This window comes from Candidatus Eisenbacteria bacterium (assembly GCA_016235265.1).
Taxonomy (GTDB): Bacteria; Eisenbacteria; RBG-16-71-46; order RBG-16-71-46; family JACRLI01; genus JACRLI01.
Genome location: JACRLI010000009.1, coordinates 1 through 12,896, shown reverse-complemented (window position 1 = coordinate 12,896; position 12,896 = coordinate 1). Strand labels below are relative to the sequence as shown.

Sequence of the window (12,896 nt, the reverse complement as noted above, 5' to 3'; positions counted from 1 at the left end):
TGCCGCGCGCGCCGCGAAGCGGCTACGCTGCGTCCCATGCGCGTCCCTTTCGGAGCCCACGGGTGGATCCCAGGCGCCCTGGCCGCGGCGGCGCTGTGCGCCGCCGGCTGCGGCCCGGCGCGCCCGGGGGCCGCGGACGGCCCGCGGTACTTCGGGCGGGTCTCTCCGCCCTCCGGCAACGTGTTCCGCTTCAACAACGGGGCCGAGCCCGAACAGCTCGACCCGGCGCTGATGTCGGGGCAGCCCGACGGGCGCATCGCGCGCGCCCTGTTCGAGGGCCTGACCGTCTACCACCCCGGCACGCTCGCGCCCGACGCGGGGCAGGCGCGCTCGTGGGACCTGTCCGCCGACGGCCGCATCTACACGTTCCACCTGCGGCCCGAGGCGCGCTGGACCGACGGCTCGCCGGTAACCGCGCGGGACTTCCTATGGTCGTGGCTGCGCGTGCTCCGCCCGTCCACCGGGTCGCGCTACGCCTCGCTGCTGTTCCCGGTAGCGGGCGCAGAGGCCTTCAGCAAAGGCACGCTCTCCGACAGTACCCGCGTGGGCCTCGCGGCTCCCGACGACACCACCTTCGTGGTGACGCTGAATGCGCCCACGCCCTACTTCGTGTTCCTCACCGGCTTCTACTCGCTGCTCCCGGTCCCCCGCGCCGCGGTGGAACGCTGGGGCGAGCGATGGGTGCGCCCGGAGCACATCGTGTCCAACGGGCCGTTCACCTTCCACGAGTGGCGCCCCGGCGACCGCATCGTGCTGGAGAAGAACCTGCGCTACTGGGACGCCGCCCGCGTGCGCCTGGATCGCGTGGAGTGCTATGCCATCGAGGACCTCAACACCTCGATGAGCCTGTACCGCTCCGGTGCGGTGGACTGGAACCCCAGCGGCTACGTTCCCACCGGCTACATTCCGCACCTGCGACGCTTCGCGGATCTCTCGGCGGGCCCGTTCCAGGGCACGTACTACTACTCCATGAACGTGACCCGCAAGCCTTTCGACGATCCCCGCGTGCGCCTGGCCCTGAACCTGGCGCTGGACCGCGACGCCATCGCCAACAAGCTCCTGCGCGGGACGCGCGCGCCGTGGGGCAACATCACCCCGAGGGGCTACCCGGGCTACGAAGCCCCGGCCGGTTACGGGCACGACCCGGCCCGCGCCCGGCGGCTGCTGGCCGAGGCCGGGTATCCCGGCGGGCGCGGGATGCGCCGAATCGAGATCCTGATCACCACCAGCGAGGATCATCGCAGGATCGCCGAGGCCATCCAGGGGATGTGGCGCAGCGAGCTGGGCGTGGACGTGGCGGTGTCCAACCAGGAGTGGGGCTCGTACCTCGAGGCCACCACCTCCCTGCGCTACGACGTGGCGCGCCGCTCGTGGCTGGGCGACTACCTGGATCCCAACACGTTCCTGGCCGCGCTGCGCGGCGGGGACGACAACAACCGCACCGGCTGGGCCGACCCCGGCTACGACCGCCTGCTGGATGCCGCGGCGGCCGAGCCCGATCCCGCGCTGCGCCTGGAGATGCTGGCGCGCGCCGAGGCGGTGGCGCTGGAGCGCGGGCCGATCCTGCCCATCTACCACCTGCGGGTTTACGAGATGATCAAGCCCTACGTGCGCGGCCTGGAGACCAACGTGCTGGACATCCAGGAACTGAAGTACGTCTGGATTGACCATTCCTGGCGTCCGGGGATCGGGCCGGCCGGGGCGCGCGCGGCGGCCGCGCAGGCGCGGACGTCGGCGCCCGCGGCCACGGACGGACGGGCTGCGGCGCCCGCGGGAGCCCGCCCGTGATCCGCTTCGCCGCCCGCCGCCTGCTGCTGATGGTGCCCACGCTCTGGGTCATCGCCACGCTGACGTTCTTCATGCTGCGGCTTGCGCCCGGCGGGCCGTTCCTGGCCGAGCGCGACATCCCGAAGAAAGCGCGCGAGGCGATGAGCCGGCGCTACGGCCTGGACCAGCCGCTGGGCGCGCAATACCTGCGCTTCCTGGGCAACGCGGCGCGGCTGGACCTGGGGCCCTCCTACCGCCGGCCGGCGCTGCAGGTGCGCGAGATCCTGTTCCAGGCATTCCCGGTTTCGCTCGAGCTGGGCGGACTGGCGCTGGGGTGGGCGCTGCTGACGGGCGGCGCGCTGGGGGTGCTCGCGGCGCACCGGCGGAACTCGTGGCTGGACTACCTCGCCACCTCCACGTCGCTGCTGGGGGTGTCCATTCCCAATTTCGTGCTCGGCCCGCTGCTGGTGCTGGTGTTCTCGCTGCGCCTGTACTGGTTCCCGCCGGCGCTGTGGTCGGGCTGGGACCACAAGGTGCTGCCGGTGCTCACGCTCTCGGCAGTCTACACCGCCTACATCGCGCGGCTCACCCGCGCGGGCATGGTGGAGACGCTGGGGCAGGACTTCGTGCGCACCGCACGCGCCAAGGGGCTGTCCGAGTCGCGGGTGGTGCTGGCGCACGCCCTGCGCCCCGGCCTGCTGCCGGTGGTCTCCTATCTCGGGCCGGCCACCGCCGGCGTGGTCACCGGATCGGTCGCGGTGGAGAGCATCTTCGCGGTGCCCGGCCTGGGCCGGCAGCTCTACACCGCCGCCATCAACCGTGACTACACGGTGGTCCTGGGGGCGGTGCTCTTCTACGCTGCGCTGCTGCTGGTGCTGAACCTGGTGGTGGACCTGCTGTACGCGCGGCTGGACCCGCGGGTGGAGGAAGCGTGAGCGCCCCGGCCCTCCTGGAGCCGCGGGACGCCACCGCCGGGGAGGGCGGCCGGGCCTCCGGCCTGTGGGCCGACGCCGCGCGGCGGCTGCGGCGCAATCACCTGGCGGTCGCCTCGGCCGGCTTCCTGCTCGTGCTGGCGCTCCTGGCCTGCGGCGCGGCGTGGCTGCCCGGCCTGCCTTCCCCGGTGTCGCAGGACCTGGATCTCGGCCCCACCCCGCCCTCGACCGCCCACCCCTTCGGCACCGACATGCTGGGACGCGACCTGCTGAGCCGCACTCTTCACGGCGGGCGCGTTTCGCTGGCGGTGGGCCTGCTCGGAATGCTGGTGAGCGTTCTCATCGGGGTGCTGTACGGTGCGGTGGCGGGCTACCGCGGCGGCCGCGCCGACGAGCTGATGATGCGCTTCGTGGACGTGCTCTACTCCCTGCCCTACCTGTTCCTGGTGATCCTGCTGCTGGTCTTCTTCAGTCGCAGCCTGCTGATGCTGTTCGTGGCGCTGGGCGCGGTGCAGTGGCTCACCATGGCGCGGATCGTGCGCGGCCAGGTGCTTTCGCTCAAGCAGCAGAGCTTCGTGGAGGCCGCCCGGGCGCTCGGCGCCGGGGATCCGGCCATCGTCCTGCGTCACCTGGTGCCCAACACGCTCGGCCCGGTGGTCGTGTACGCCACCCTCACCGTGCCCGCGGTGATGCTGCAGGAGGCCTTCCTGTCGTTCCTGGGCCTGGGGGTGCAGCCGCCGGCGGCCTCCTGGGGCACGCTGGTGGCCGACGGCGCGGGCGTGATCTCGCTGTTCCCGTGGCTGGTGGCCGCGCCGGGGGCGGTCCTGTCCCTCACCCTGTTCAGCTTCAACTGCCTCGGAGACGGGCTGCGCGACGCCCTCGACCCCCGCGACGCCCCCTCGGGCTCGGCCGCAACCCGGAGGGCCCCGCCGCCGTAGATCCGGCTGTGCCGACCCTTCCCGGGCTCTTCATGGCCGCCGCCCGTGCGCCCCGGCTCGTTGAAGCACCCCGGGGCGGGGCGTATACTGGCGCGACTCCACCCCTCCCCCACCCCGCGGCGGCCGCCGGCCGCCCGCACACCGCCACCAGAGGAAGGTTTCGACGTGAGACGCCATCACCTCCTTGCCATCGCCCTGCCGTGCCTGCTGTCGGCGGCGCTCTCCGCATCCCCGGTCGCGGCGTCCGCGGCCCGGACCGCCGCGCCCACGGCCTCGGAGTACCGCCGGGAGACCGACGGGGAGCTCAAGGCCGCCCGGGCGGCGCTGGCCCGGATGCTCCAGGCGAAGGCCCCGCGCAGCGCGGCCAACACCCTGGAGCCGTACAACGAACTGAACCGCTGCCTCGACCGGCTCGGCAGCCGCTCCGGACTCTTCCAGCAGGTCCACCCCGACTCGGTGGTGCGCGCGGTGGCCAGCTCCGTGGAGCAGGCCACTTCCAAGCTGGCCAACGAAATCGCCACCGACCCGAGGGTCTACTCCGCACTGAAGGCGGTGGACCTGTCGAAGGCCGACGCCGAGACGCAGTTCTACGTCTTCAAGCAGCTGCGCGATTTCCGGCGCTCCGGCATCGACAAGGACGACGCCACGCGCGCCCGCATTCGCGACCTGAACGAGCAGGTGGTCCGGATCACCCAGGCGTTCGACCAGAACCTCAGCGCCGATCACAGCACCTACACGGTGGACGGAGTCGCGGCGCTGGAGGGTCTGCCCGACGACTACGTCAAGGCACACGCCCCGGGGGCCGACGGGCGGATCACGCTCAAGTCCAACTACGTGGACTACATCCCGTTCGTCACGTATGCGAAGAGCGACAAGGACCGCGCCGGCTTCTTCAAGGTGTTCATGAACCGGGCGTACCCGGTGAACGTGGCCGAGCTCGACACCCTGGTGCGGCTGCGCCGGGAGCTGGCCACCACGCTGGGTTACCCCAACTACGCCGCCTACGCCACCGGGGACAAGATGATCGGCTCCGACACCGCGGTGGCCACATTCATCGACCGGGTGTGCGCGCTGGCGAACACCCGCATGGAGGCCGACCGGGCCGCGCTGCTGGCGCGCAAGCAGAAGGACGATCCCGCAGCCACGGCAGTGAATGCCTGGGAGACCTCCTACTACACCGAGCTGGTGAAGAAGGAGCAGTACAGCTTCTCGTCGCAGGAAGTGCGTCCGTACTTCCCCTACGCCAGGGTGAAGCAGGGCCTGTTCGACGTGACCTCGAAGATGTTCGGGCTGACCTACAAGCCGGTCAGGGGGGTGCCGGTGTGGCATCCCTCGGTGGAGGTCTACGACGTCTACCAGGGCCGGGAGAAGCTGGGCCGCTTCTACCTGGACATGCACCCGCGCGCGAACAAGTACTCGCATGCCGCCAATTTCCCGATCCAGACCGGGATCAAGGGCAGGCAGCTGCCCATGGCGACGCTGGTGTGCAACTTCCCCGAGCCCGCAAAGGGCGATCCGGGCCTGATGGAGCATGAGGACGTGGACACCTTCTTCCACGAGTTTGGCCACCTGCTCCATCACATCCTGGGCGGCCGGCATCCCTGGATCGGGACCTCCGGGATCTCCACCGAATGGGACTTCGTGGAGGCGCCGTCGACGCTGCTGGAAGAGTGGGTGTGGGACGCCGCCACGCTGCAGACGTTTGCCCGGCACCACCAGACGGGCCAGCCCATTCCCGACGAGCTGGTGAACCGGATGCGCGCGGCCCGCGACTTCGGCAAGGGTGCCTGGGTGCGCCAGCAGATGTTCTACGCGGCCCTCTCGCTGCGCATGCACGACCGCGACCCGAACGGACTGGACTCCGACAAGCTGGTCCAGGAGCTGCAGGCGAAGTACTCCCCGTGGCCGTACGTGGAAGGCACGCACATGCAGGCCGGATTCACGCACCTCACGGGCTACTCGGCGATCTACTACACCTACATGTGGTCCATGGTGATCGCCAAGGACATGTTCAGCGCGTTCTCCGGCGGGCCGATCCTGAATCCGCAGGTGGCCGGGCACTATCGGAAGACGGTGCTGGAGGCCGGGGGCTCGAAACCGGCAGCGGAGCTGGTGAAGGACTTCCTGGGTCGCGAGTACAGCACCCGGGCCTACGAGGAGTGGTTGAATCGGAACTAGGGCGGCCCTCCCGGCCCGGAAGGCCGGTGGGCCGTGGCCAGCCAAGGCGGCCGGAAGGAAGTTTTCCACAAGCGGCGATGATAATATGACAAATGCCACTTGACAAATGCTTCCGGCCGTGTTTTACTTACCGCAGTCTCCACGGACATTATTCCGCCCCGTGACCGGATCTTCGGACCCGGAGCATACGAGACTGCGCCTGAGAGATGTGGGTCTGGTCCGTGGGCGATATGGTGAAGGGACGCGGCCTTGCCGCGTCCCTTCCGCCTTTTTCCACTTTTCCACAGCCGGGGCCCTCTGGCGAGGAGCCGGCCTTCCGCCGGGTCGGGCCTCAGGGCCTCCCGGGTGCCCCCGGCGCCCCGCCAGACCCCGAACCGACCTCCACGGGGGCCGACCCCCCGGGAAACCCGGAGCGGAACCAGGAGCCCACCGTGGCCTCCGCAGGCTTGTCCCGGATGGAGTAGCCCGAATCCCCCTCTCCCCCTTCCTGGGCCGACCACAGGTATACAAAGGCCCCCCGCAGCCGGGACGATCCCGACCAAGCTCGGAAGAACGCCTCGAAGCACGTCTTCTGCAAGTCCGGGCGCGCCTCGCGGGGTGCCACGTGGTCCCAGGGCCGAGTGGCGGCGCGCTCTGAGCTGGGATAGCCCAGCTCGGTGAACACCAGTGGGCCCCTGCCGACCCGGTTTCGCTCCAGGTCTCGACGCAGGTTAACCCAGCGCTCCCGCAACCCCCGTTGCGGGGCGGGGGTGTCCGGGGCAGTCAGCTCGAAGTAGGCGTTCATGCCCACCAGGTCCAACTGATCCCCGAAGCCCAGGCGGCCGGGGCGGTCCCAGTTCTGGGAGTACATCAACCGCCCGGGATAGGCGGCGCGGACCCGGCGGATGAGGTCCCGCCAGAGTTGCGCGTGGGCCTCGCTGGTGACCAGTTCCGCCCCCACGCAGAACCACTCGGCCCGGGCCTCGCGCGCCACCTGCGCGCAGTGCAGCAGCCGCTCCCCGTAGGCGCGAAACCACCCCCGCCACGACGGCGGCCGGAGCGCGCCGCGCCACAGCCCGGGGCCGTGCTGTCGCACGCTCAGCAGCGGGAAGACCACCACCTTCAGGCCCCGGGCGTGCGCCTCCGCGGCCACGCGCAGCAGCAGCGTGTCGGGCACCGCCTGCTCCGGGGGAAGACCGATCTGGAGGGACGCCACGTCCTCCTGCTGGAACGGCACGATCACCGAGACGTGGGTGGCGCCCAGCGCGCGGATGCGGTCCAGGCTGGCGGCCGTCCGCTCTCGGTCCAGCGGGTGGAACAGGGAGAGTGTCACTCCCCGCATGGTCTCGATGTCCCGCGCGCCGCACGCCGCGGGTGGCGCGGGGGCGAGGTTCAGGCTGAACAGGGCCAGGAGGATGAAGAGCGGACGCATGACGGGAACATAGCCGAACGCCCCCGGGCCGCAACAGCCCGGGGGCGTACGTTTATGCACATTCCAGGAACGAGCGGCGCGGGCCCGCGAACCCTCACGCGAGCATCGCGGACCGCGGCAGGAGGCTAGAGGACCTCCTCGAGCTCGAGCTCGCCGTCGAAGCCGGGCCCGAACAGGAAGTCCATGTCACCTCCAAGCTCACTCAGATCACCCAGCTCTCCCAGCTCACCGAGCTCACCGAGACCGGCACCCAGGCCGTCCATCGCCTCCCATTCGGCATCCGGGCCGTCCAGGCCGAGCCTGATGATGCGCACGTCGCCGGGGCCATCGCCGGATTCGTCGCCCGGCTCGACTCCGTGGATCTCGACGCGGGAGCCCTGGCCCGGGCGCACGATGCGGACCTGCTTGCGCACCGCGCCGGGCCCGCCCGGAATCGCCCGGTGCAGCATTTCCATGTTCTCGCCGTCGCCGGCGCCCTGGCCCTCGCCGAAGCGCAGCACCCGGACATTACGGCCGCCCATGCGGGAACCGCCCATCCCGTGACCACCCATCCACATCGCGGGACCACGCATGCCGCGCATCCCGGGACGCAACTGGTGGACAGTCTTGCGCTGCTCCGGCGTGAGCACGGTCAACATCCCGACGTGGTCCTCGATGCGCTGCTGGGCAGCCTGGCCCTGGAGTTCCCCGACCACCCGGGCCTGCGTGCGGATGGCGGCTTCGTCCAGCTTCTCGCCGCTCATCAGCTCATGCAGGCACAGCCGCGCCTCCGCCAGCCGGGAGTGCAGCTCGATGCGCCGGTGGGCGGCGGCGAAGCGCTTCTCGCGGAGCTGGCTCTTCTGGGAATCGCTGAGCTGCAACTTCTGGACCCGGGCCATGCGGCCCGGCCCGGGCTCGCCCTTGGGCGGACCGCCGGCCGGCTCCGCGCTCGCGATCGAGGCGCACGCCAGGGCAACCAGCGCGACAATGCAGACGCTCGTGCGTTTCATCCTGGGAGTCTCCTTCCTGGGGGTTGATTCGGAAGGCCCGCGGGTCGGGAGGTGCGGGGCCCGGTTCGGTTCACCACGACCGGATCGGCTTCAAACAGTATGGACTGCGAAAAGGACGCCGGGCAGGCTAGTCAGGCGGTGTCGCATTTGCGTCGCCACCGGCCTGCCGGCTTACTGATTCGGACGCGGAACCCGCGGCGCGGGTTGCCCGAAACCTGCGCCTCCCACGGGCCCCCGCCATGGTAGCACCCGGTGCCGTCGCGCCGGAGCACGACGGGGCGGCGAATGCCGCGCCGCGGCGCACAATTCGGCCGTCGCAAACTTGCCTGATTATTGAAGATGCCGTAGAATCGAAGCACCGGGGCACCCGTGCCCGACCAACGAGGGGATACCTTGCCGACACACACCCGAGCCGCGCTCGTCTTCGCCGCGATCCTGGCCCTGGGCCCGGGAGCGGCCACGGCATCCCCGGCGGTGGACGTGTACCTCTCGGCCGCCAGCGCCGCCCCGGGTGAGTCGGTGGGGATTCACGTTTCCAGCACCTTCCCCACGGTGAACCTGCGGGTGATCCGCCTCGGGGCGGTGAACGACACGGTGCTGAGCCTCTCCGGCCTGCCGGCCGCCAATCCCGCCACTCCCGACAGCGCCTACGCCCGCGGGTGCGGCTGGCCCGCGTTTCAAACCCTGCAGGTGCCCGCCGGGTGGCGTACCGGGCTCTACGATGTGCAGGTGTTTCCGGCTTCCGGCAATCCGCTGAGCCACGCGCCGCTGGTGGTGCGGGCGGTCTCCCCCGGCCCGTCCGGCATCCTGCTGGTCATGGCCAGCAACACCTGGCAGGCCTACAACGGGTTCGGTGGGAAGAGTCTCTACGAGTACAATTCCAGCGGCGGGGTGCGCTCACCGCGGGTGAGCTACAACCGGCCCTATGATTCCGCCAACGGCCTGGGATTCATCACCAAGTGGGAAGTGCCGTTCCTGCGCTGGCTCGAACGCTCCGGGTTCGAGGCGGACTACGTCACCGACGTGGACCTGGCCACGCGCCCCGAAGTGCTCGCGGGCCATCGCCTCATGGTGACGACGGGGCACAGCGAGTACTGGTCCGCGTCCATGTTCGACGCCGCACAGGACTTCGCCGACAGTGCCGGCAATCTCGCGATCCTCGGGGCCAACACCTGCTACTGGCAGGTGCGCTTCACCGACAACGCGCGCACCGTGATCTGCCACAAGAACTACACCGATCCCATCTTCGCCCTCCACCCCGAATCCACCACCGTGAACTGGCGGGCCAGCTGGGTGTGGCGGCCCGAAGCGCAGCTGCTCGGCTCGATGCTCTCGTCCTGCCAGTACCCGGTCTCCCGCCCCATCCACTTTGCACGCTGCGACGGCTGGCTCACGCTGGGGCTGGAGCAGGAGGTGGGGCACGACCTGGGTTCGCAGGTGATGGGCTACGAGTACGACGTGCTGTTCCCGGGGATCTCCCCACCGTCGGTGGTTTCGCTGTTCGAGACGCCCGTCTCCTACCCCGACGGCTCGTGCCCCCAGACCGCGGTGACCACCTACTACGAGCGCCGGCCCGCCGAGTGGAGCGTCCAGGGCGGGGGCGTGTTCAACGCCGGCACCATACAGTGGAGCTGGGGGCTGGACAGCACCGCCGCCGGGCCGGCCGACTGGCGTATCCAACTGCTGACATCCAACCTGCTCCACGGGCTGAGCCGCCGGCTGTCGGTGCGGTCCGCGACCACGCTGGTCGTGCGCGCGGCGATCCCGGGGCACCTGCCCGGCTTTCCCGGGGCATTCACCGTGACCGCCACGGAGGATCTGGGCGGCGCATCCCACGACCCCGTGAGCCTGCTCGACAACGGCGCATGGCCCGACAGCGTGGCCGGCGACGGGATCTACAGCGGGCGCATCCCGATCGTGCCGGGCAGCCGGCTCCCGCTGGTGCTTCGATACCGCCTGGCCGGGACGGACCTGTGCGGGACGCGTGGAGTGGCGCGCTCGTGGCTCGAGACCGGCTCGCCCTCCGACAGCCTCTCCACCTGGGGCACGGACACCCTGGCGATCTGCCCGGGAGTGGTGGGGGTTCCCCCCCGGGGCGACACGGACGCGCCCCGCCTGCTCTGCAGGCCCAACCCCGCGTTCAGCGCGCAACGCTTCACGTGGTCCGGCTCTCCCGGCGCCCGGGTGGAGATTTTCGACACCTCCGGGCGGCGCGTGGCGCGGGTGGGCGGGACGCCCCGCTCCAGTGCCGCGGCTTGGGGCGGCCAGGCGGCCGACGGCAAGCCCGTCGCCGCGGGGGTGTATTGGGCCCGGCTCGAAGGGGTGCCGGGTAGCCGGGCGGTCCGGCTGGTGCGATTGAAGTAGCTCCGACACGCGTGGGCTCACGAAGCCCCCGGCCAGGCGGCAAGGGGCCCCCGGCCCACAGGACCGGGGGCCCCGCGCAATCGCGCCGCCGGAAGCCGTCCGCGGCTACTTCTTGATCTTCTTCTTCATGCCGCCGAGGAATCCGCCGACGTCGCCCTTCTCCTCCTTGGGCTCGTCCTTGCCCTCCTCGAGCTTCTCTTCCTCCTCCCCCCCACCCTTCTGATTCGGGTTCTTGAACGAGGCCTTCATCATGTCCATGAAGCTCCCCTTCTTGAATCCGGCGGGCAGCGACACGACCTCCGGCTTGACGCTCCCGAACTTGATGTTCGTGTACGTCGTGGTGGTGATCTCGTCCTCGTCATCAATCGGTTGGACCTTCACCGGGAACTCGTCCAGATCCTTCGCCAGCCACATGTAGGCGGCCTCTTCCCTGGCCTCTTCCAGGGCGGTGTTGGTCCAGGTGGCCTTCACCTTGCGGCACGCACGGCCCTCCACGGCCTCGGCGCCCAGGTCCTCGTACTTCATGTCGGCCTGCGACAACCAGCCCTGGCGGGGCGACTTGTCCATCTTGTTCTTCTTTCCGAACCCGAACTCCATGTACATCTTCGAGTCCGGGAACACCATGTCGCTCACCTTCCGCTCGCCGTCGATCAGCATGTAGCACTTGCCCATACCCGCGGGGGGCCCATCCTGGCTCTCCCCGCCCTTCTCCGCCGGCTTGCCGTCTTCGCGGGTCTTGGAGAGGTCCACGTCGATGCGCATCTTGTCCTTCAGCGCATACATCATGTTCTCGCTGTAGTACTTTTCCTCGCCGTCCTTGTCCACCCTGAGGGTGATCACGTTGGCACTGAAGCCCTTGAGCACATGCTTGTAGAAGCCGGCGCCCGGGGCCGCCGCGACCGAAGCCACGAAGACCAGCGCCAGCGCGGCGAGGGTGAGGCCTTTCTTCATCATCTCCTCCTTGGAGCGTGGGACGGGGGGTGCGATTCGGACGAGCCCAATCTGCAACACCCCTTCCAGGCGCGCAAGCCCAAAGCGGGCCCGCGGCCCCGTGCTGGCGGCCCTGCGGTTGCTCTCCGCCCCCGCCTGTGCGAGAATTCCCCGTCAACCCGACACAATCCTGGCAAGGAGGACCGCGTGGACGAGGCCAACACCCTGGAAGTATCCCCGCACTGGCGGGCAGTGGCAAAGGATGTGGCGGAGCGGGTGGTGCGCCCCCTGGCCGCGAAGTACGACCGCCTGCAGGAATACCCCTGGGAGATCCGCGACGAGCTGGCCAAGGCCGGCCTGATGGGCGTGTTTGTGCCCAAGCAGTACGGTGGTGCCGGCGGCAGCCTCGTGGACCTGTGCGTGTGCGTGGAGGAGCTTTCCCGCGCCTGCGGCGGCGTGGGCGTGCTGTACGCCGTCAACGCCCTGGGCACCTTCCCGGTGCTGGTGGCGGGCACCGAGGAGCAGAAGCAGAAGTACCTCCCGAAGATCGCCGCCGGCGAGAAGCTCGTGGCGTTCTGCCTCTCCGAGAAGACCGCCGGCTCGGACGCCGGCTCGCTCAAGCTGGAGGCGAAGAAGGACGGCGAGCACTACATCCTGAACGGCGAGAAGAAGTGGACCACCAACGGCGGCGCGGCGCACATCTACTCGGTGTTCGCGGTGACCGACCCGGAATCGAAGTCGCGCCGCATCAGCACCTTCGTGGTGGACAAGGATGCCCAGCCCGGCATGAGCTTCCCCAAGGTCGAGGACAAGATGGGCATCCGCTGCGTGCCGGTGGTGGAGACCCACTTCACCGACGTCAGGGTGCACCAGTCGCAGCTGCTCGGCGGCTCGGCCGGCATGGGCTTCAAGCACGCCATGATGACGCTGGACCGGGCCCGGCCCGGCGTGGCGTCCCAGGCCGTGGGGCTGGCGCAGGGGGCCCTGGACTGGGCGGTGGCCTACGCCTCGCAGCGCCACCAGTTCGGACAGAGCATCCTGAGCTTCCAGATGATCCAGAAGATGCTCGCGGACATGGCCGCCAGGACCGAGGCCGCCCGCCAGCTGGTGTACTTCGCTGCCCGCGCCGTGGAGGCCGGCCACCCCATGGCCTCCAAGTACGCCGCGGAGTGCAAGATGTTCGCGACCGACACGGCCATGGAAGTCACCACCAACGCGGTGCAGATCTTCGGCGGGTACGGGTACATGAAGGACTACCCGATCGAGAAGTACATGCGCGACGCCAAGATCACGCAGATCTACGAGGGCGCCAACCAGGTCCAGGCGCTGGTCATCGCCCGCGCGCTCACGCGCGAGGTGAACCAGCTCAGGCACCTGCTGGAGATGC

Annotated in this window: 9 protein-coding genes; 6 read left to right on the top strand and 3 right to left on the bottom strand. The window is 69.9% G+C overall.

The genetic code is table 11. The annotated features are described in order from the left end of the window. Positions 1-36 precede the first annotated feature (36 nt). From HZB25_04780 to HZB25_04765, 4 genes are all read left to right on the top strand, one after another. Positions 37-1,788 carry a peptide ABC transporter substrate-binding protein gene (locus HZB25_04780; protein ID MBI5836539.1) on the top strand — a complete coding sequence of 584 codons (1,752 nt, stop codon included), beginning with the start codon at positions 37-39 and terminating at the stop codon, positions 1,786-1,788. Further along, positions 1,785-2,702, top strand: a complete 918-nt coding sequence (locus HZB25_04775) for an ABC transporter permease (protein MBI5836538.1) — start codon at positions 1,785-1,787, stop codon at positions 2,700-2,702. The genes HZB25_04780 and HZB25_04775 overlap by 4 nt, the downstream gene beginning before the upstream one ends. 14 nt (positions 2,703-2,716) lie before the next feature. Then, positions 2,717-3,637: an ABC transporter permease gene (locus HZB25_04770; protein MBI5836537.1), complete on the top strand. Its 921-nt coding sequence runs from the start codon at positions 2,717-2,719 to the stop codon at positions 3,635-3,637. A 333-nt stretch (positions 3,638-3,970) separates the two neighbouring features. Beyond that, a complete protein-coding gene (locus tag HZB25_04765; GenBank protein MBI5836536.1) occupies positions 3,971-5,815 on the top strand; it encodes a Zn-dependent oligopeptidase in 1,845 nt (614 codons plus the stop codon). Between the two features lie 331 nt (positions 5,816-6,146). Here HZB25_04765 and HZB25_04760 read toward each other — a convergent pair whose 3' ends face one another. Further along, positions 6,147-7,226, bottom strand: coding sequence for a hypothetical protein (locus HZB25_04760; protein MBI5836535.1), 1,080 nt, complete (start codon positions 7,224-7,226; stop codon positions 6,147-6,149). A gap of 125 nt (positions 7,227-7,351) precedes the next feature. Further along, a complete protein-coding gene (locus HZB25_04755; protein MBI5836534.1) occupies positions 7,352-8,215 on the bottom strand; it encodes a Spy/CpxP family protein refolding chaperone in 864 nt (287 codons plus the stop codon). Between the two features lie 393 nt (positions 8,216-8,608). On the opposite strand from HZB25_04755, the gene HZB25_04750 reads away from it, so the two are divergent. Then, positions 8,609-10,579 carry a hypothetical protein gene (locus HZB25_04750; protein ID MBI5836533.1) on the top strand — a complete coding sequence of 657 codons (1,971 nt, stop codon included), beginning with the start codon at positions 8,609-8,611 and terminating at the stop codon, positions 10,577-10,579. 105 nt (positions 10,580-10,684) lie between these two features. Here the strand turns inward: HZB25_04750 and HZB25_04745 are convergent, their stop codons facing one another. After that, complete coding sequence (locus HZB25_04745) at positions 10,685-11,533, bottom strand: hypothetical protein (protein ID MBI5836532.1); 849 nt, start codon at positions 11,531-11,533, stop codon at positions 10,685-10,687. Here HZB25_04745 and HZB25_04740 point away from each other — a divergent pair. Further along, positions 11,444-12,896 (top strand): acyl-CoA dehydrogenase family protein (locus tag HZB25_04740; GenBank protein ID MBI5836531.1); only part of this gene is annotated, 1,453 nt, incomplete at its 3' end. The genes HZB25_04745 and HZB25_04740 overlap by 90 nt on opposite strands.

Bases quoted from the DNA above. Each gene is read 5' to 3' on its own strand.
- HZB25_04780 (MBI5836539.1), top strand. From the start codon at position 37: ATGCGCGTCCCTTTCGGAGCCCACGGGTGGATCCCAGGCGCCCTGGCC.
- HZB25_04765 (MBI5836536.1), top strand. From the start codon at position 3,971: ATGCTCCAGGCGAAGGCCCCGCGCAGCGCGGCCAACACCCTGGAGCCG.
- HZB25_04760 (MBI5836535.1), bottom strand. From the start codon at position 7,226: ATGCGTCCGCTCTTCATCCTCCTGGCCCTGTTCAGCCTGAACCTCGCC.
- HZB25_04755 (MBI5836534.1), bottom strand. From the start codon at position 8,215: ATGAAACGCACGAGCGTCTGCATTGTCGCGCTGGTTGCCCTGGCGTGC.
- HZB25_04745 (MBI5836532.1), bottom strand. From the start codon at position 11,533: ATGATGAAGAAAGGCCTCACCCTCGCCGCGCTGGCGCTGGTCTTCGTG.